The organism is Streptomyces sp. NPDC040545 (assembly GCF_055595065.1).
Map to the genome: position 1 here is coordinate 35,083 of NZ_JBVIWA010000028.1, position 19,341 is coordinate 54,423.

Genomic DNA, 19,341 nt, shown 5'->3' on the forward strand with positions numbered 1-19,341 from the left:
CGGCCGAGGGTGGTGGTCATGCCCCTCATGGCCGTCACCGGCAGCACCCTCGTCCTGGCCGCCCCGCCCGCCCCCGCCCGTACTCCCTCGCGCCCGCGGGGCCCCTACCGGCGCCTGTTCGCGCTGCCCGGCGCCCGCGGTTTCACCGCCGGGAACCTCCTCGCCCGCCTCCCGATGGGCATGTTCGGGATCAGCGCGGTCATGATGATCGCCGGCCAGCGCGGCTCGTACGCCCTCGCCGGCGCGGTCACGGCGACCGGCCTGGCCGCCACCGCGCTGGTCGCGCCGTGGACCGCCCGGCTGATCGACCGGCACGGCCAGGCCAGGATCGCCGTCCCGGCCACCCTGGTCGCGGTGCTCGGCTCCCTGTCCCTGGTCGTGTGCGTCCGGACCGGCGCCCCCGACTGGACCCTCTTCGCCTCGTACGCCGCGACCGCCACCACCCCCAACATCGGCGGCATGTCCCGCGCCCGCTGGACGCATCTGCTGCGGGACTCCCCGGGCGCGCACCACACCGCGATGTCCTTCGAACAGGCCGCCGACGAGCTCTGCTACATGCTCGGCCCGGTCCTCGCGGCCTTCCTCTGCTCGGTCGTCCTGCCCGAGGCCGGCACCCTCACCGGGGCCGCCCTGCTGCTGACCGGCATGCTGGTCTTCACCTCCTGCCGCGCCACCCAGCCCCCGGTGACGGCGGGTCCGCGCCGCGGCTCACCGCTGCGCGCCCTCGGCCCGCTGCTACCGCTGTTCCTCGCCACGGGTGTGGTCTTCGGGTCGATGGAGATCGCCTCGATCGCCCACCTCGATGCCCTGGGCCTGGGCGCCGCCTCCGGACCGGTCCTCGCCCTCCAGGCGGCGGGCTCCTGTGCGGCCGGCCTGCTCTACGGCACGCTGCGCCCGCGCGGCCTGCGCACCTGCCTGCTCGCCATGGCCGCCGCGATGACCCTGCCGTGGCTCGCGGCGAGCACGGGCGCGCTCTTCCCGCTGGCCTGCGCGCTGCTGCTGGCGGGCATGGCCACGGCTCCGACGATGGTGACGGCGATGTCCCGGGTCCACGCGCTCACCCCGGAGGGCCGCCTCAACGAGGGCATGACCCTCGCGGTCACCGCCATCCTCGCGGGCATCGCCCTGGGCGCGGCCGCGGCCGGCTCCCTGGTCGACCACCTGGGCCCGTCGACGGCCTACGCCCTCCCGGCCGCGGCGGCCCTCGTCGCACTCGCCGCCACGAAAGTCGTACCGCTTTCCGGTACCGGAGACGTACCATAAACTCGTACGAGTACGACCCGGAGTGAGGAGCGCAGCATGTCCATAAGCGCCAGCGAAGCCAGGGCGACCCTGTTCCCGCTGATCGAGCGCGTCAACACCGACCACGCCCCGGTGCGCATCACCTCCAAGAGCGGTGACGCGGTCCTCATGTCCGCCGACGACTACGACTCCTGGCAGGAGACCGTCTACCTGCTGCGCTCCCCCGCCAACGCACAGCGGTTGATGGAGGCCGTCGCACGCGATCGCGAGGGCGCTTCCACGGTCGTCAGGACGCTGGACGAGCTGAGGGAGCTGGCCGGGGGCGAGGAGTGAGGAGCGTTCACTTCGACCCCGCCGCCTGGGAGGACTTCCTGTTCTGGCTCGCATCGGACCGGAAGATGGCCCGCCGGATCACTCGCCTGATCGGCGAGATCCAGCGGGACCCGTTCACCGGCATCGGCAAGCCCGAGCCACTGAAGGGCGAGTTGACGGGGTACTGGTCCCGCCGCATCGACGACGAGCACCGCCTGGTGTACCGGGCCGACGACAAGGAAGTGAAGATCCTCAAGGCCCGCTACCACTACTGACGCATGACGAAGGCCCCGCAGCCGAGAGGCCGCGGGGCCTTTGCCCACATGGGATGAGTGGAGATGGCGGGAATCGAACCCGCGTCCAACGGTGCAGAAGCAGGGCTTCTCCGAGCGCAGTCCGCTGCGCTTTTCTCAGCCCCGGAGATCACACGGACAAGTCTCCGACGGGCTCAGTCACTGTTTGGTTTCCCTCCAACCCCCGTGACCGGGGCTAGAGGTTTAGATCCCTAATTGACGCCAGGATCCGGACCGGGACCACTTCCGGGCTGACGCTCCTCACAGAGGCTTCAGCTCACTGTTATTAGGCAGCGAGGGTGAAGCGGGAGTTATCGCTCTTGGAGTTGGCGATTATTGTTTGCGACATATGGTTAGCGAGATCATTGCCGCTTCCTCGGCTCGCTTCCCCTGCATCGACATCCGCTGTCGAAACCGATCATCCCCATGTTGTTTTTTCAAGGTGCGCCACCCCCTGGGGGGCGGTGCTGACGCCATGGTACGCGAAGTCGACCACCGCGTGCCAGGTGATTAAACCGTGCCGCGCTGCTTGCGACGGATGGCCGAGATCGCCCGGTTCGTCTCGCGGGTGTCCTGCTTCTCCCGCAGCGTCTGCCGCTTGTCGTACTCCTTCTTGCCCTTCGCCAGCGCGATCTCGATCTTCGCCCGGCCGTCCTTGAAGTACAGCGAGAGGGGCACGATCGTGTGACCCGACTCGTCCGCCTTGCGCTCCAGCTTGTCGATCTCCTCGCGGTGCATGAGGAGCTTGCGCTTGCGCCGGGCGCTGTGGTTGGTCCAGGTGCCCTGGCTGTACTCCGGCACGTGCACGTTGTAGAGCCAGGCTTCCCCGCCCTCCACCGACACGAAGCCGTCCACCAGCGAGGCCCGGCCCTGGCGCATGGACTTGACCTCGGTGCCCGTGAGCACGAGACCGCACTCGTAGGTGTCGAGGATCGCGTAGTCGTGACGCGCCTTCTTGTTCTGGGCGATCAGCTTGCGCCCTTTTTCCTTAGCCATAGTGCGGTCATTTTCGCACTACGGACCCACCCCGAGGCCACCCAATACCGTGACGGCCCGCTCCTCGACCGCCTCGCCCGCCGGCACGTCCGGGGTGATGCCGGCGCCGTCCAGGCTGCGGCCCGCCGGCGTGCGGTACGTGCCCACCGTCAGCTCGGCCACCGAGCCGTCCGGGAGCTCGGTCGGCATCTGCACCGAGCCCTTGCCGAAGGTCCGGCTGCCCACGGCCACCGCCCGGCCCCGGTCCTGCAGGGCGCCCGTCACCAGTTCGGCCGCGCTCATCGTGCCGCCGTCGACCAGGGCCACCAGCGGCCGGGTGGTGTCCCCGCCCTCGGCCGCGTACAGGACCCGCTGGTCGCCCCGTACGTCGTACGTGGCCACGAGCCCGCCGTCGAGGAAGGCGGAGGCTGCGGTGACCGCCTCGGTGACCAGCCCGCCCGGGTTGCCGCGCAGGTCGAGCACGACCCCCTCGCCGGGCGGGGCCGCGCGGACGGCGGCCTTGACGCGGTCGCCGGAACCGCGGGTGAAGGAGACGACCTTGATGACCGTGACCCCGTCCGGGCGCTGCCGTACGGTCACCGGCTCGGTGCGCAGCTGCTCGCGGCGCACGGTCTCGGTGAGATCGGCGCCGTCCCGGCTCAGGTTCAGCACGACGGGGGTACCGGCGTCGCCGCGCAGCAGGGCGACCACGGCGGGCACGGCGAGGCCGGTCACGGCGTGCCCGTCCACGCTCAGCAGCCGGTCCCCTGCGCGCAGTCCGGCCCGGGCGGCGGGGCTGCCGGGCTGGACCTTGTCGACCTTGATCATGCCGTCGGGGGCCCGGCCGGCCCACACCCCGACGCCGGTCCAGTGGCCGTCGAGGCCCTCGGTGAAGGCGGCGTACTCGCCCTGGTCGTAGACGGTGCCCCAGCGGTCGCCGCTGCGGCTGACGACCTCCTGGGCCGCCTTCTTGCCGGACTTCCCCTCGGCGACGGCCTCGGCGACGGCGCGGGCGACGGCCTCCCGGTCGGCGGTGCCCGCCTCGCGCGGGGTCTCGGCCGCGGGGGCGCCGGCCAGGGCCGCGGCGGCCGCGGCGCCCTCCTCGCGCTCCCAGCAGCCGGTGTACGCGCCCGCGCCGACGGCGGTGAGGAAGGCGATCGTCAAAACGGCCCCGCGACGCAGGTCGCGGGGCCGGAGACAGAAGGCGGGAACACTCGGCAAGCCCAGCATGGCGCCGAGTCTAGGACAAGCCCCGCGTCGGTACGGGTGGTTGACCCGACCGCTCGCGGGGCGCTTGTCACACCTTCAGGTACTTGCGCAGGGCGATGAAGGCGGCCATGGAGGGCATCAGGAGGCCGATGAAGAGTACGTACGGGAGCTTGGCCAGCACCGATCCCCAGCCCATGAAGTCGATGAGCTGGATCTTGTCCCGCAGTCCGACGCCGTGGTCGATCACGAAATACTGGCCGGACATCAGCATGGCGCAGGCGAACAGTGCGCCGATGAGGCCGGCGACGGCCGCCTCCATGATGAAGGGGACCTGGATGTAGAAGCTGGACGCACCCACCAGCCGCATGATCCCCGTCTCACGCCGTCGGCTGAACGCCGAGACGCGCACCGTGTTGACGATCAGCAGCAGCGCCACGATCAGCATGATCAGCATGATGGCGAGGGCCGCGATGTTCAGGTAGTTGAGGATCCGGAACAGGTCGTCGATGGCCTGGCGCTGGTCGTCGACGGTGTGGATGCCGTCACGGCCGACGAAGGCGGAGGTGACGACCTTGTACTTCTCCGGGTCCTTCAGCTTGACCCGGAAGGACTCCTGCATCTGGTCCGGGGTGATGGAGGAGGCGAGCGCCGTGTTCCCGAACCGCTCCTGGTAGTGCTTGTACGCCTCGTCCGCCGACTCGTAGGCGACGGACTTCACCAGGGACATCTGCTTGAGCTCGGACTCGATCTGCTTCTTCTGCTCCTCGGTCACCGCGCCCTTGGCGCAGGTGGTGACGCCCGTGGAGCCCGCCCCGGAGCCGTCGGCCTTCTTGGTGGCGGCCTCGCTCGCCTCGACGGCGTCCTGCTTGTTGCAGAGGTAGATCGAGACGTTGGCCTTGTCGTACCAGTAGCCCTTCATCTTGCTCACCTGCTCGCTCATGAGCATGGAGCCACCGAACAGGGCCAGGGAGAGGCCCACCGAGATGATGACCGCGAAGGTCATGGTGAGATTGCGACGGAGGCCGACGCCGATCTCCGACATGACGAACTGGGCGCGCATTGCGTCTCAGGGACCTTTCAGTGCTGGTAGCCGTAGACGCCGCGCGACTGGTCGCGCACGAGTCGGCCCTGTTCGAGTTCGATGACGCGCTTGCGCATCTGGTCGACGATCTGCTGGTCGTGGGTGGCCATGATCACGGTGGTGCCGGTCCGGTTGATCCGGTCCAGCAGCTTCATGATCCCGACCGAGGTCTGCGGGTCGAGGTTGCCGGTGGGCTCGTCCGCGATCAGCAGGGCGGGGCGGTTGACGAAGGCGCGGGCGATGGCCACGCGCTGCTGCTCACCGCCGGAGAGCTCGCCGGGCATCCGCTCCTCCTTCCCGCCCAGGCCCACGAGTTCGAGGACCTGCGGGACGGCCTTGCGGATCTCGCCGCGCGGCTTGCCGATGACCTCCTGGGCGAAGGCCACGTTCTCGGCCACCGTCTTGTTGGGGAGCAGACGGAAGTCCTGGAAGACGGTCCCCAGCTGGCGCCGCATCTGCGGAACCTTCCAGTTGGAGAGCTTGGCGAGGTCCTTGCCCAGGACGTGCACCTGGCCGTGGCTCGCCCGCTCCTCGCGCAGGATGAGCCGCAGGAAGGTGGACTTGCCGGAGCCGGAGGAGCCGACCAGGAAGACGAACTCGCCCTTCGCGATGTCGAGCGAGACTTCTCTGAGTGCGGGTCGGCTCTGCTTCGGGTAGGACTTGGAGACACTGTCGAATCGGATCACGGGTGCACCACGGTCGCCGGGAGTAGGTGTGCGTGACCATACGCGAACGGGCGCGAGGTGTGGACCCGGCCTCCGGACTTGCCCGATTTATCCCGGGGTGCGGGCGCCCAGGACCGTGATTGCCCGGACGGGCCGCGCCGAATGTCGGCGAAGCTGGCACAGTGGTAGGGGGAACGCTCCGGTTCCCCACGCCGTTATAGGCAGCAGAAGAGCGAGGGGACGAGAGGAGGAGCGCATGACATATGACCGGCTCGTGTGCGCGAACTGTGCCGCACCCGTCAGCCAGGGCCGCTGCCCGGTGTGCCGGGCGAACCGGGAGCGCCTCCAGCAGGAGGGCCCCTTCTCCGGCCTTAACCCCGTGACGCTCATCGTGCTCATGGTGGTCCTCGTGACAGCTCTGGTACTGGTGGCCCAGCACACCGCCTAGACCGCCCGGCCGTGGTGCCCGCGGCAGCCTCCGTGCCACGTACCGATCACACACGCGAGAAGGGCCCGGACACCTGGTGTCCGGGCCCTTCCGCGCGTGCGCGTGTGCTGGGGTTACGCGGTCTGCTCCTGCTGCTTGCGCCAGCGGATACCGGCCTCCAGGAAGCCGTCGATCTCGCCGTCGAGCACCGCCTGCGGGTTGCCGACCTCGAACTCCGTCCGCAGGTCCTTGACCATCTGGTACGGGTGCAGGACGTAGGACCGCATCTGGTTGCCCCAGGAGCTGCCGCCGTCCTTGAGGGCGTCCATCTTGTCCTTCTCCTCCTGGCGGCGCCGCTCGAGCAGCTTGGCCTGGAGGACGTTCATGGCGCTCGCCTTGTTCTGGATCTGCGAGCGCTCGTTCTGGCAGGAGACCACGATGCCGGTCGGCAGGTGCGTGATGCGGACCGCCGAGTCGGTGGTGTTGACGCCCTGGCCGCCGGGGCCGGAGGCGCGGTACACGTCGACGCGCAGCTCGGCCTCGTCGATCTCGACGTGGTCGCTGGTCTCCACGACCGGGAGCACCTCGACGCCCGCGAAGGAGGTCTGGCGGCGGCCCTGGTTGTCGAAGGGCGAGATGCGCACGAGGCGGTGGGTGCCCTGCTCGACGGAGAGCGTTCCATAGGCGTACGGGGCCTTGACGACGAAGGTGGTCGACTTGATGCCGGCCTCTTCCGCGTACGAGGTCTCGTAGATCTCGGTCGAGTAGCCGTGCCGCTCGGCCCAGCGCAGGTACATGCGCTGGAGGCGCTCGGCGAAGTCGGAGGCGTCGACGCCGCCGGCCTCGGCGCGGATGTTGACCAGGGCCTCGCGCTCGGCGTACTCGCCGGAGAGCAGGGTCCGGACCTCCATCTCGTCCAGCGCCTTGCGGACGGAGACCAGCTCGGCCTCGGCCTCGGCCAGGGTGTCCGCGTCGTCCATCTCCTGGGCGAGGTCGAAGAGCACCCCGAGGTCGTCGATGCGCCCGCGCAGCGTTTCGGTCTTCCGGACCTCCGCCTGGAGGTGCGAAAGCTTGCTCGTGATCTTCTGGGCGGCCTCCGGGTCGTCCCACAGGGACGGCGCGGCGGCCTGCTCCTCGAGCACGGCGATATCTGCCCTCAGCTTGTCGAGGTCCAGGACGGCCTCGATCGACCCCATGGTCGAGGAGAGGGACTTCAGCTCTTCGGAAACATCGACGACTGCCACGGGTCCAGCGTAGCCGGTCCCCGGACAACCCCGTCCGGGCAGGCCGAATCACCCGTTCTGATGATGGATCGCACGGGCGTACCCTCTCCGTATGACCGTTCTCCTCGTCAAGCGCCGCCATGTCGACCACATGCGTGTCACGACGACGAGCTGTCCGCCGCCGGACCGAACCCAAGCCTGATCCACCACGATCCGACTTGGTCCTGTACGCGGCCCCCGTGGTCCCGGCACCACCCCTGTCGGTGACCCTCCCCCCGCCCGCGGCCCCCACCACCTCTGGGGATCAGGACCCCGTGACATCCGAAACGGAGCCGTCATGCCGTCCGCGCACACTCTCCCCGTCCTGGACCTTTCCCAGGCCGACGACCCGGCCCAGCGGGCCGATTTCCTGAAGAAGCTGCACGCAGCCGCCAGGGACACCGGTTTCCTGCACCTGACCGGGCACGGCGTCACCGCCGCCGAGAGCGCCCGCATCCTCGAGCTGACCAAGGCCTTCTTCGCCCTCCCGGAAGCCGACCGGCTCGCCGTCAGCAATCTGAACTCCCCGCACTTCCGTGGCTACACCCGGATCGGCCACGAGCTGACCGGCGGCTCCTCCGACTGGCGGGACCAGCTGGACGTCGGCGCGGAGCGCCCGGCGCCGGTCGTGGGGCCGGACGACCCGGCGTTCCTGTGGCTGGAGGGCCCGAACCAGTGGCCCGCCGCCCTCCCGGAGCTCCGTACGGTGGTCCTGGACTGGCAGTCCCGGCTCGCGGCGGTCGCCCACCGCCTGCTCCAGGAACTCCTCGTGGCGATCGGCGCCCCGGCGGACTTCTTCGACGAGGCCTTCGCGGACCGCCCGCACCTGCACACCAAGCTGATCCGCTACCCGGGATCGGCCCCCTCCGGCGCCGACCAGGGGGTCGGCGCGCACAAGGACTACGGCTTCCTGACGCTCCTGCTGCAGGACTCGGTGGGCGGCCTCCAGGTGGTGCGCGACGGCGGCTACGTGGACGTACCGCCGATGCCGGGCGCCTTCGTGGTGAACCTGGGCGAGCTGCTGGAGATCGCGACCGAGGGCTACCTGACGGCGACGGACCACCGGGTGGTCAGCCCGCCCGGCGCGGTGGAGCGGTACTCGGTGCCGTTCTTCTACAACCCGCGGCTGGACGCGGTGATCGAGACCGTCCCGGGCGACTACCTGCGTTCCGCGCCCGGTGTCGCGCACGACGAGTCGAACCCGCTGCACGCCGAGTACGGCCGCAACGAACTGAAGGGCTGGGTCCGCGCCCACCCCGCCGTGGCGCGGCGCTGGCACCCGGAACTGGCCTCGGTGTAGCCCCCGGGGCTCTGCCCGGACCCGGTCCTCAAACGCCGGAGGGGCTGGAAATCCAGCCTCGCCGGCGTTTGAGGTGCGGGGGTTCGGGGGCGGAGCCCCCGACCACGGCACGCACCCGGCGGCTAGCGCTTCGCGGGGACCGACTGCTTGTGGTCCTGCCGGGGCGCCGGGTCGTCGCCCGAGACGGCCAGCCACGTGCCCAGACCGGCGGCCGCGGCCAGGGCCAGGGCCGATGCCGAGAGGACCAGGCGGCGCTTGCGGGCCGCCTCCGCGCGGTGGCGGGCGGAGCCGGGACGGTGGCCGCCCGCCGGGCGCGGGACGCGGGCCGTGCCCAGCGCCCCGCCCGCCAGCTCGTCCGGCCCCGGCACGCGCATCGAGGTGTGGGTGTCCCGGTTGGAGTCGGTCGCCGAGCCGGGCACCAGCGGGACCACGCCCCGCCGCCGGACCGGGTCGGCCGCCGGTTCCTCCGAGGGCTCGGGGTCCGGATCCGCGTCGTCCGGCTCGTCCACGTCCAGCGGTGGCATCCCGGCCAGCAGCGGCAGCAGGTCCCGCAGCCGGACCGACAGCTCCGAGGCCCGCAGCCGCGAGGCCGGGGCCTTGGCCAGGCACTGCACGATGAGCTGCCACAGCTCGTCGGGGATCCCGGGCAGCGGGACCACCGTCTCCGTCACGTGCCGCCGCAGGACCGCGCCCGGGTGGCCCCCGCCGAAGGGGGTGAAACCGGCCAGCAGCTCGTACAGGACCGTGGCGAGGGCGTATATGTCCACCGCGGCCCGCGGGGGCAGGCCCTCGACGATCTCCGGCGCCAGGTAGTCCGGGGTGCCGATGATCCGGGTCGTCGGGGCCGAGGCGCGGCCCGTGGAGGCCCGCCTCGGGGAGTCGATCAGCTTGGCCACGCCGAAGTCGGTCAGCAGCGCCGGGTGCGAGCCGCCGGGGCCGAGCCGGCCCTGCATGTCCAGCAGGACGTTCTCCGGCTTGACGTCCCGGTGGACGACCCCCGCCGCGTGCGCCGCGGCCAGCGCGTCGGCGACGTCCGCGACGATCGCCACGGCCGCCTCGGGGGCGAGCCGCCGTTCGCGGTCGAGGCGCGTGCGCAGGTCCGTACCGCGGACGAGGTCCATTACGAGGGCGAGGTCGTTGCCGTCCACGACGAGGTCGCGGACGGACACGACGTGCGGATGCTCCAGGCCGAGCAGCGCGCTGCGCTCCTGGACGAACCGTCCGACGAGTTCCTGGTCGGACGCGAGGTCCTCGCGCAGCAGTTTGACGGCGACGGGCCCGTCAGGCCCCTCGCCCAGCCACACCGTGCCCGCGCTGCCGCGCCCCAGGATCTGGTGCGCGGTGTACCGGCTGCCGATCTTCCGTGCCACGACTGCTCCCTCAGCGGCTGGCGTACGCACCAAAGCTACGCGGCCGGGTGGGCATTGGAGGCCAGCAGGGGTCCGGATTCGCGGCGACCTTCACTTCTGCGAGCGAAATCATGTCCCAGAAGTCGACAAATCCACGAAGTCGGAGCTAGGGGGGCTCGTTTCAGGGCTTGGTGGAGCCCGTCGAGCCCGAGGAGCTCACGGAGTCCCCGATCGAGCTGACCCAGTCCACGGCGTCGCCGCCCCAGGTCCAGACCTGGTCCCACCAGCCCTTGCCGGTGCCGATCCACTCCTGGAGCGGGGTCAGTTCCCAGACCAGCCAGCCGGCGACGAAGAACACCAGGATCAGCACCAGGCAGCCCTTGAGGCAGCCGAGGCCGGGGATCCGCACCGGGTTGGCGCTGCGGCGGCGCGGCTCGCGCGGCTCCCGGGGAGCCGGCCGCTGCTGCGGCGGGGGCTGCGGGGGCTGCTGCTGCGGCTGGGGCTGGCGGTACTGGGGCTGCTGCGGCTGAGACTGCTGCTGGTACGGCTGGGGCTGGTGCTGCTGCGGCTGGTAGTGCTGCGGCGGCGGGGGCGGCGCGTACTGCTGCTGAGGCGGCTGCTGCGGCTGGCGGTACTGCGGCTGCTGAGGCTGCTGGTACTGCTGCTGCGGGGGCGGCGGGCCCTGCCGGTACTGCGGCGGCTGCTGCTGGGGCCGGTGCTGCGGCGGCGGAGGCGCCTGCCGCTGCGGACGGCGGCGCAGAGGGTCCTCGTTCGGGTCGAGGTACTGGATCTGCGTCTGCTCGTTGCGGTCACGGGCGGCCTGCATCTGCGACTGCCACGGGTGCGGCGAGTCGGGCCGCTGCACCGGGGGCATCACCGAGGTCGGGTCGGCCCCAGGGCCCGCCGCTTCCCCTGGCCCTCCGGGCCGGGGAGACCCCATGGGCAGCACCGAGGTGGCGTCGGCCGCGCCGACCGGCGGCATGACGCTCGTCATGGCGTTCGGGTCGTAGGCGCCCGCGCCCGCGCCGGCGTCGGGGGTCTCGGGGACCGGGGCCGGCGAGGGATCGGGCGCGAGCAGCGCGCCCACGCCGAGCGCGGCCTCCACCTCGGCGGCCGAGGAGTGCACACCGATGCCGGAGGCCACCACGCGCAGTCCGCGGGCCAGGCTCTCGGCGCTGGGGCGCTCGTTCGGCTCCTTGCGCAGGCAGCGCTCGATGACCGTCCACAGCGGCTCGGGCACGGTCGAAGGGCGCTGCGGCTCCTCGCTGAGGTGCCGGTGGAGCACTTCGAGGGCGGAGCCGCCGCCGAACGGCGGGCGGCCGGTGAGCAGCTCGTACAGGAGGATGCCGGCGCCGTAGATGTCGACGGCGGAGGTCTGCGGGCGGCCCTCGGCGGACTCGGGGGCGACGTAGGCCGGGGTGCCGACGAACTCGTGGGTGCGGGTCAGGCCCGGGGAGTCGGCGAGGCGGGCGATGCCGAAGTCGGTGAGCATCGGCTTCATCTGTCCGCCGCGCTCGTCGAGCAGCACGTTGGCCGGCTTCAGGTCGCGGTGGACCACTCCGTCGGCGTGGCTGGCGGCGAGGGCGTCGGCGATCTGGGCGGTCAGCAGGCTCGCGGCGACGGGCGTGAAGGGGCCGTTCTCCCGGAGGTACCGGTGCAGGTCCGGGCCGTCGATCAGGTCCATGACCAGGGCCAGCAGATCGCCCTCGACGACGAGGTCGCGGGTGCGCACGATGTTGGGGTGGGTCAGGCGCAGCAGGACCGAGCGCTCCCGCAGGAAGCGCATGACGATGTCGGGATCCTGGGCCAGCTCCTCCTTGAGGACCTTGATGGCCACGGTCTCTCCGGGCTGCCCCGCGACGGCCGCCTCAGCGCCGGCGGCCTCCCTCTGGCGGGCACGCCAGACAGTGCCCGTGGCGCCGCGCCCGAGCGGCTCCTCGAGCAGGTACTTGCTGCCGACTGGCCGCACGTCTCGCGCTCCCCTGCTGTCGTCGGATGTGGTCGATCCGCTGATTGGTTTTCCGGCCCACTCTAGGGGGTGTCCCCCGGGAAGACGCCGGTCCGCGGAGGTTGGTTGCCGCACATATGTACGGAGGGTGATGTTTGCGGGGTATGCCGGAGGCGATTTTCCCCGTCTTTCGCCGCCTTGGCGTCCGGATCCGACCGGGGTCCGGTCCGGGTCCCGGCACATCAAGATCATTTGTTGCCGGGTGCCGGGCGTGTTGTCCGTGACAGGTGCGAGGATGCACATGTACGGACGGCACGGGACGGGAGCCCCGCCTTCCGGGCAGACCTGACCGGACGACGCGTCCGTGCCGGGTGGGGGGCGACCGGACGGTCATGTCACGGGATTCCCCTGCCGGGCGCACACACCGCGCACCGCGCAGAAGGGACCGCTGACGGCGATGCAGATCCGGCTGACCGTCCTTGGGTCGCGCAGCGGCCACCAGACCGCGACCGCCCCCGCGAGCTGTGACGTGCTCGTCACCGCACCCGCCGGCACCGTGCTGGCCGCGGTCGCCTCCGGGCTCGCGGCGACCGTCGGCGGCCCCGACACCGGGGGCACGGTCGTGCTCTACGCCGGCTCCGAGCGCCTGGACCTCCAGCGGCGGGTGCTCGGCGAGCCGCCGCTCGTGGACGGCGCGGTACTGGCGCTGCACGGGCCCGTGCCGGACGTTCTGCCGGAGGACGGCCTCGGCGCGGCCCAGCTGCACGTCGTCGCCGGACCCGACGCCGGCGGGGTGCACCTGCTGCACAGCGGGCAGATCCGGGTGGGCCGCTCCGCCGACGCCGACGTCCCCCTCGACGACCCCGACGTGTCCCGGATGCACTGCGCGGTGACGGTCATCCCCGACGGGCGGGTCGCGGTGGCCGATCTGCACTCGACGAACGGCACGACCCTGGACGGCGCCCCGGTGGGGGCCCAGCCCGTCGCGCTGCCCCCGGGGGCACTGCTGCGGGTCGGCGAGTCCACCCTGCGGCTGGCCCCCGCGGGCGCTCCCGCGCTGCCGGTGACCCCGGACCTCCAGGGCCACCTCTCGGTCGCCGCCCGGCCCGTCGCCCCCGGGCCGCTCCCCGGCCCGCTCCCCGGGGCGGATCCGGCCGCCTCCGGGCCGGCGCCGGACGCACCCGAGGTCCCCGGCGCCCCCGGCACTTCCCTCGAAGCCGGGCCGGAGGGCGCTCCGCCGAGCCCCGGCACCGCCCCCGGGCGGCGGAAGGGCCTCGGCGCCTGGGCCCGCAAGTGGGTGCGCGGCGAGGAGCCCGCCGAAGCCCCGCAGGAACCGGTGGCCGCCCCACCCGACCCCGACGATCCCGCCGCGGTGCTGCTGGCCGCGATGGGCCCCACCGAGCGCCTGTGGTCCCGTACGACCGGCCACCCCGCCGTGCTGGACGTGGGGCTCGGCGCCGGGAGCCGAGTGTCCCTGCCCGCCGTCGGCGCCCTCGGGCTCGCCGGCCCGCGGAGCCGGCTGGCCGGGGCCGCCCGCTGGGTGGTCGCGCAGCTCGCGGCACTGCACGCGCCGGGGCAGCTGGAGATCGTGCTCATCTCCGCCGACCGGGCGCGCGGCCTCGCCGACCGGCGGCGCGACTGGGGCTGGCTCGGCTGGCTGCCCCACGTACGCCCCGCCCACGGCCAGGACTGCCGGCTCCTGCTCGCGTACGACCGCGACCAGGCCGTCGCCCGCACCGGTGAGCTGACCCGGCGCCTCGACGAGGGTCCGCTCGGCACGCACTGGGCCGCCGCCGACGCCGGGCAGGTCCGGCGGGCCGCCGCCGTCCACGAGGGCCCGTACACGCTCGTCGTCCTCGACGGCGATCCCGGGGCGGGCCCGCTGCGCGACGTCACCGGCCGGCTCGCCTCGCACGGCCCGGCCGCCGGGATCCACGTGCTGGTGCTCGCCGAGGCCCCGGCCGCCACCCCCGCCTCGCCGGTCGCCGAGACGTACGAAGCCGCCTGCGCGAGCTCCCCCGCCTTCCGGGACTGCGGGGCGGTCGCCCTGCTCAGCGGCGATGTGGCCACGGCCGTACGCACCTTCACGATCAGCGGTGGCAGGCCGGTCCCGTCCGGGGGCACCGCCACCGCCGACGCCGTCTCCGCCGCCTGGGCCGAGCGCTTCGCCCGGGCCCTGGCCCCGCTGCGCACCGCCGAGGGCGGCTCCGCCGAGCCCTGCCGGCCGACCGCGGCCGCCCTGCCCGCCACCGCGCGGCTGCTGGACGAGCTGGGGCTGGCCCGGGCCACCCCGGCCTCCCTGATGGCCCGTTGGGCCGCCGCCACCGACCAGGGGCAGGGCATGGGCGGCCTCGCCGAGATCGTGCTGGGCAGCGGACGCCGCGGGCCCGTGGGCACCGAGCTCGTCCACGACGGCCCGCACCTGCTCATCGAGGGGCCCGCCGGGAGCGGGCGGACCGAGCTGCTGCGCTCGGTGGCCGCGTCGCTGTCCGCGGCCGCCCGGCCCGACCGGCTCGGGCTGCTCCTCCTCGACGGGGCCGGCGGCGAGCGCGGCGACGGGCTGCTGCCCTGCACCGAACTCCCGCACGTCTGCGCCCACCTGGTCGCCTCCGATCCGCTGCGCATGCGGGAGTTCGCGCAGGCCCTGGGCGCGGAGCTCAAGCGCCGCTCCGAGCTGCTGGAGGAGCTGTCGTTCGCCGAGTGGCACGCGCAGCGCGAGGTGTCCGACCGCATGGTCGCGCCGCGCCGGCCCGCCCCGGGCGAGCAGCGCGGTGACCTGGACCCGCAGCGCACCGGCACGCTGCGGCTGCGGGCCGCGACCACCCGTACGGATCCGGCCGGGCCCAGCCCGCTGCCCCGTCTGGTGGTGCTCGTCGACGATCTCGACGCGCTGGTCGCGCCGGGGCTGGGCGCCGCGGGCCGCCCCGCCGCGGGCTCGGTGGTCCGGGCGCTGGAGGCGGTGGCCCGCGAGGGCGCCCGGCTCGGCGTGCACCTGGTGGCCACCAGCGCCCGCCCGGACCGTACGGCGGAGACCGGGCTGGCCCGGCTGACGACCCTGCGCGTGGAGCTCGACGCACCCGACCAGCCGGGCCCGGGCCGCGGACTGCTCCGCTTCGGTGACGGCCGGACGGTCCCCTTCCAGGCGGGCCGGGTCACCGGCCGGATCCCCCGGACGGCGACCCAGCGGCCGACCGTGGTCCCGGTGGAGTGGGAGCGGATGGGCGATCCGCCGGCCCGCCGCCCGGTCCGTGAGCTGGGCAACGGGCCCACCGACCTCGCGCTGCTGGCCAGCGCCCTGGACCGGGCCTCGCACCTGGTCTCGGCGATACCCGTGCCGTTCCCGCCCGCGCCCTAGGGGTGTCCTGCCCCCGCGAGGCGCTATTGCGGGGGCGCACGGCTCGGCGTAGACCTTGTGGTCCAGGACACATCACGGGCATCGGGGGCAGAGCCATGCGAAGGCACGGAACGAGCCGTACGACACTCACCTGGACGGCGCTCGCCGCGGCGGCCGCCCTCGCGCTCTCCGGGTGCGGGGACGGCGGAACGGAGGAACCGCAAGGTCCCGAGGGCAGCACGGCCGCACCGCGGGTGCAGTTACCGAAACTGCCCGGCGAGAAGCTGGAGGTCGCGGCGGTCTGGACGGGCCCGGAGCAGGAGAACTTCACCAAGGTCCTGAAGGAGTTCGAGAAGCGGACGGGTGCCTCCGTCACGTTCGTCCCGGCCCAGGACCCGATCGTCACCTTCCTCGGCACGAAGATCGCGGGCGGTGCGCCGCCGGACGTGGCGCTGCTCCCGCAGGTCGGGGCGCTGAAGGCGGCGGTGGAGAACAAGTGGGCGCAGCCGCTGGGCCCGGAGGCCGCCGCCCAGCTCGACGCGAACTATTCGAAGGGCTGGCGGACGCTCGGCGCCGTCGGGGACACCCAGTACGGCGTGTACTACAAGGCCGCCAACAAGTCGCTGATCTGGTACAACGCGAAGGCTTTCGAGGCGGCGGGGGTCAAGCCCCCGAAGACCTGGAAGGAACTGATCACCGCGGCCGACACGCTGTCCGCCTCCGGCACCCCGGCGGTCTCGGTGGCGGGTGCGGACGGCTGGACCCTCACCGACTGGTTCGAGAACGTCTACCTCTCCCAGGCCGGGCCGGAGAAGTACGACCAGCTGGCCAAACATCAGATCAAGTGGACGGACGACAGCGTCAAGCAGGCGCTGACCACGCTCGGCGAACTGTTCGGCCGCAAGGACTTCCTGGCGGGCGGGGTGAGCGGGGCACTGGCCACCGAGTTCCCGAAGTCGGTGACGCAGACCTTCACCGGCGGCGACCGGCCGGCGGCCGCGATGGTCTTCGAGGGCGACTTCGTGGCGGTGAACATCGCGCAGACGGAGGCGAAGGTGGGCGAGGACGCCCTCGTCTTCCCCTTCCCGGCGGTCGGCGGGAAGGCTCCGGTGGTCTCCGGCGGCGACGTGGCGGTCGCCCTGAAGCCGTCGAAGGGGGCACAGGCGCTGCTGACCTTCCTGGCCTCGGCGGACGCGGCGGAGATCCACGCCCGTCAGGGCGGATTCGTCTCCCCGAACAAGGCGGTGGACCCGGGCGCGTATCCGAACGCCATCCAGCGGGACATCGCCAAGGCGCTGATCGCCGCGGGTGACGACTTCCGCTTCGACATGTCGGACCAGGCCCCGGCGCCCTTCGGCGGGACCCCGGGCGCGGGTGAGTGGAAGGCGCTCCAGGACTTCCTGGCGAACCCGTCGGACGTGGCGGGCACCCAGGCGAAACTGGAGGCGGACGCGGCCAAGGCCTACGGGAACTGATCCCGTGCGGGCCCCTGCCCCTGCCGCTTCCGCTGCCCGTGGCGCCAAGGGCGTCGTCTCCGCGGAGGCCCGGCGCCGCCGGCTGATCGCGGCGGCGTTCCTCCTCCCGGCGCTCGTGCTGCTCGGTGCGCTCGTCGTGCACCCGATCGGCTACTCCCTCTACCGCAGCTTCTTCGACCGGTCCGGCGACACCTTCGTCGGCGGCGACAACTACCGGGAGATCCTGAGCGACGACACGATCCGCACCGCCCTGAAGAACACCGCGCTGTGGGTGGTGTTCGCTCCGGCCACGGCCACCGCCCTCGGCCTGATCTTCGCGGTGCTCACCGAACGGGTGCGCTGGGGAACGGCGTTCAAGCTGCTGGTCTTCATGCCCATGGCGATCTCGATGCTGGCCGCGGGCATCATCTTCCGGCTCGTCTACGACCACGATCCCGACCGCGGGGTCGCCAACGCGGTCTGGGTCGGGGTCCACGACACCTTCGCGGAGTCCTCGGCCTTCCCCAAGGCCCGCCCGGGCCGGGATTCACCGCTCGCGGACGCCGGCGGGGGCGCCTTCATCACCCGCGCCCCCGTCCGCGCGGGTACCCCGGTGCTGCTCCCGCTGGTCGGCGTGGCCCCGGAGGCGCTGCCGGACGGGACCCGGACCGCGGGCAGGGCCGACGCCGTGCCGGGGAAGGTCACCGGCACGGTCTGGCAGGACTTCACCCGGGGCGGGGGTGGGTCGGCGAACGTGGTGGACCCGACCGAGCAGGGCTTCGCCGGGATGCGGATCGAGGCGGTGAAGGACGGCCGGGTGGTGGACAGGGCGACGGCCGCCGCCGACGGCACCTTCACCCTGTCCGCGAAGGCCGACGGGGCCCTGCTGCGGCTGCCCGCGGCCAATTTCCGGGCGGCGTACGCGGGGGTGGAGTGGCTCGGCCCGGCGCTCGTCACCCCGGCGGTCATCGGGGCGTACGTATGGATGTGGGCCGGTTTCGCGATGGTGCTGATCGGGGCCGGGCTGGCCGCCGTCCCGCGTGAGCTGCTGGAGGCGGCGCGCGTGGACGGGGCGAACGAGTGGCAGGTGTTCCGGCGGATCACCGTCCCGCTGCTGGCGCCGGTCCTGGCGGTCGTGCTCGTCACCCTCGTCATCAACGTCATGAAGATCTTCGACCTGGTCTTCGTGATCGCGCCGGGTGCGGTCCAGGACGACGCGAACGTGCTCGCGCTCCAGCTGTACCGGACCTCCTTCGGCACGGACGCCGATCCGGGGCTGGGCAGCGCCATCGCCGTGCTGCTGCTGGTACTGGTGATCCCGGTGATGCTCGTGAACATCCGTCGGCTGCGCAAGGAGGGGTCCCGATGAGCGGTACCGACGCGACGCCGGACCCGGCGGCGGGCAGTGCGGGAGCCGATCCGCGCACGGGGAGGCCCACGGCGGCCGGGCCGGCGACGGCGGACCCGGCGGCCGCCGAACCCGGGTACGCCAGGCCTTCGCACGCCAGGCCCGCCCACTCCGCCCCCGCCCCCGCCCCCGCCCCCGCCCCCGCCAGGCCTTCGTACGCCGAGCGCGCCTCCGCCAAGCTCGCCTCAGGCGCCCTGCGCGTCTTCCTGGTCGTGGCGGCGCTCTTCTGGCTGCTGCCCACGCTCGGGCTGCTGCTCTCCTCACTCGTCTCCCCCACCGACCTCAACAGCGGCGGCTGGTGGCAGGTGCTCACGGCGCCCTCGCGGCTGACGGCCGACAACTACGAGCGGCTGCTGGCGAACGACACCATCACCGGCTCCCTCCTCAACACGTTCGCGATCGCCGTGCCGGCCACCCTGCTGGTCGTGGGCCTGGGCGCCTTCGCCGGATACGCCTTCGCCTGGCTCGATTTCCCCGGCCGGGACTGGCTGTTCCTCCTCGTCGTCGGACTGCTCGTGGTCCCCGTGCAGGTGGCCCTGATCCCGGTCTCCGAACTCTTCGGCTCCATCGGGCTGTTCGAGACCACGGCGGGCGTGGTCCTCTTCCACACCGCCTTCGGACTGCCCTTCGCCGTGTTCCTGCTGCGCAACTTCTTCGCGGAGATCCCGCGCGAGCTGCTGGAGGCGGCCCGTCTCGACGGGGCGGGTGAACTGCGGCTGTTCGCACGGGTGGTGCTGCCGCTCGGCGCACCGGCGATCGCCTCGCTCGGCATCTTCGAGTTCCTGTGGGTGTGGAACGACATGCTGGTGGCGCTGGTGTTCGCGGACTCGGCCCGGCCGCCGGTCACGGTCGCGCTCCAGCAGCAGGTACGGCAGTTCGGGAACAACATCGACGTGCTCGCGCCCGGCGCGTTCCTGTCGATGGCGGTCCCGCTCGTCGTCTTCTTCGCCTTCCAGCGGCAGTTCGTCTCGGGGGTGATGGCCGGGGCGATCAAGTGACGTGCCCGCCGCCGCACGTGACGTGACGTGCTCCATTGACGCTGCGTAACCCGAATGCCACACACCGCGTAACCCGATCGCCAC

Annotated in this window: 16 protein-coding genes and 1 other RNA gene; 9 read left to right on the top strand and 8 right to left on the bottom strand. The window is 72.6% G+C overall.

All coding sequences use genetic code 11. The annotated features are described in order from the left end of the window. Positions 1-27 precede the first annotated feature (27 nt). The 3 genes from ACZ573_RS34675 to ACZ573_RS34685 are packed head-to-tail and all read left to right on the top strand — an operon-like array spanning position 28 to position 1,829. Positions 28-1,263, top strand: a complete 1,236-nt coding sequence (locus ACZ573_RS34675) for an MFS transporter (RefSeq protein WP_471312316.1) — start codon at positions 28-30, stop codon at positions 1,261-1,263. Between the two features lie 36 nt (positions 1,264-1,299). Then, complete coding sequence (locus tag ACZ573_RS34680) at positions 1,300-1,575, top strand: type II toxin-antitoxin system Phd/YefM family antitoxin (protein WP_030010371.1); 276 nt, start codon at positions 1,300-1,302, stop codon at positions 1,573-1,575. Continuing rightward, a complete protein-coding gene (locus tag ACZ573_RS34685; protein WP_301370716.1) occupies positions 1,572-1,829 on the top strand; it encodes a Txe/YoeB family addiction module toxin in 258 nt (85 codons plus the stop codon). Before ACZ573_RS34680 ends, ACZ573_RS34685 begins: the two co-directional genes overlap by 4 nt. 55 nt (positions 1,830-1,884) lie before the next feature. Here the strand turns inward: ACZ573_RS34685 and ssrA are convergent. The 5 genes from ssrA to ftsE form a co-directional block, all read right to left on the bottom strand. After that, positions 1,885-2,273: a transfer-messenger RNA gene (gene ssrA / locus ACZ573_RS34690) on the bottom strand. Positions 2,274-2,357: 84 nt separating this feature from the next. After that, on the bottom strand, positions 2,358-2,843 hold the full coding sequence (smpB, locus tag ACZ573_RS34695) for an SsrA-binding protein SmpB (RefSeq protein WP_471312257.1): 486 nt from the start codon (positions 2,841-2,843) through the stop codon (positions 2,358-2,360). An 18-nt stretch (positions 2,844-2,861) separates the two neighbouring features. Continuing rightward, on the bottom strand, positions 2,862-4,052 hold the full coding sequence (locus tag ACZ573_RS34700; RefSeq protein WP_471312259.1) for a S41 family peptidase: 1,191 nt from the start codon (positions 4,050-4,052) through the stop codon (positions 2,862-2,864). Between the two features lie 67 nt (positions 4,053-4,119). Further along, positions 4,120-5,091, bottom strand: coding sequence for a permease-like cell division protein FtsX (gene ftsX / locus ACZ573_RS34705; RefSeq protein WP_471312261.1), 972 nt, complete (start codon positions 5,089-5,091; stop codon positions 4,120-4,122). A 17-nt stretch (positions 5,092-5,108) separates the two neighbouring features. Beyond that, complete coding sequence (gene ftsE / locus ACZ573_RS34710) at positions 5,109-5,798, bottom strand: cell division ATP-binding protein FtsE (protein ID WP_030011324.1); 690 nt, start codon at positions 5,796-5,798, stop codon at positions 5,109-5,111. Positions 5,799-6,033: 235 nt separating this feature from the next. Between ftsE and ACZ573_RS34715 the strand changes: the two genes are divergently transcribed. Continuing rightward, positions 6,034-6,225 (top strand): hypothetical protein, encoded by a 192-nt coding sequence (locus tag ACZ573_RS34715; RefSeq protein WP_030011325.1) that lies wholly within the window; start codon positions 6,034-6,036, stop codon positions 6,223-6,225. Positions 6,226-6,338: 113 nt separating this feature from the next. Here the strand turns inward: ACZ573_RS34715 and prfB are convergent, their stop codons facing one another. After that, on the bottom strand, positions 6,339-7,448 hold the full coding sequence (gene prfB / locus ACZ573_RS34720; protein ID WP_030011326.1) for a peptide chain release factor 2: 1,110 nt from the start codon (positions 7,446-7,448) through the stop codon (positions 6,339-6,341). A gap of 316 nt (positions 7,449-7,764) precedes the next feature. On the opposite strand from prfB, the gene ACZ573_RS34725 reads away from it, so the two are divergent. Further along, positions 7,765-8,766 (top strand): isopenicillin N synthase family dioxygenase, encoded by a 1,002-nt coding sequence (locus tag ACZ573_RS34725; protein ID WP_382550150.1) that lies wholly within the window; start codon positions 7,765-7,767, stop codon positions 8,764-8,766. Between the two features lie 122 nt (positions 8,767-8,888). Here ACZ573_RS34725 and ACZ573_RS34730 read toward each other — a convergent pair whose 3' ends face one another. After that, on the bottom strand, positions 8,889-10,136 hold the full coding sequence (locus ACZ573_RS34730) for a serine/threonine-protein kinase (RefSeq protein ID WP_471312264.1): 1,248 nt from the start codon (positions 10,134-10,136) through the stop codon (positions 8,889-8,891). A gap of 160 nt (positions 10,137-10,296) precedes the next feature. Continuing rightward, positions 10,297-12,084, bottom strand: a complete 1,788-nt coding sequence (locus ACZ573_RS34735; RefSeq protein WP_471312266.1) for a serine/threonine-protein kinase — start codon at positions 12,082-12,084, stop codon at positions 10,297-10,299. 436 nt (positions 12,085-12,520) lie between these two features. On the opposite strand from ACZ573_RS34735, the gene ACZ573_RS34740 reads away from it, so the two are divergent. The 4 genes from ACZ573_RS34740 (at position 12,521) to ACZ573_RS34755 (ending at position 19,257) form a co-directional block, all read left to right on the top strand. Further along, positions 12,521-15,418 (top strand): FHA domain-containing protein, encoded by a 2,898-nt coding sequence (locus ACZ573_RS34740; RefSeq protein WP_471312269.1) that lies wholly within the window; start codon positions 12,521-12,523, stop codon positions 15,416-15,418. 95 nt (positions 15,419-15,513) lie between these two features. Next, positions 15,514-16,872 (top strand): ABC transporter substrate-binding protein, encoded by a 1,359-nt coding sequence (locus tag ACZ573_RS34745; protein WP_471312271.1) that lies wholly within the window; start codon positions 15,514-15,516, stop codon positions 16,870-16,872. A gap of 4 nt (positions 16,873-16,876) precedes the next feature. Next, the gene (locus ACZ573_RS34750; RefSeq protein ID WP_471312273.1) at positions 16,877-18,220 is read left to right on the top strand and encodes a carbohydrate ABC transporter permease; all 1,344 of its coding nucleotides are present in this window, start codon (positions 16,877-16,879) and stop codon (positions 18,218-18,220) included. Further along, positions 18,217-19,257 carry a carbohydrate ABC transporter permease gene (locus ACZ573_RS34755; RefSeq protein ID WP_471312276.1) on the top strand — a complete coding sequence of 347 codons (1,041 nt, stop codon included), beginning with the start codon at positions 18,217-18,219 and terminating at the stop codon, positions 19,255-19,257. The genes ACZ573_RS34750 and ACZ573_RS34755 overlap by 4 nt, the downstream gene beginning before the upstream one ends. The last annotated feature ends 84 nt before the right edge of the window (positions 19,258-19,341 follow it).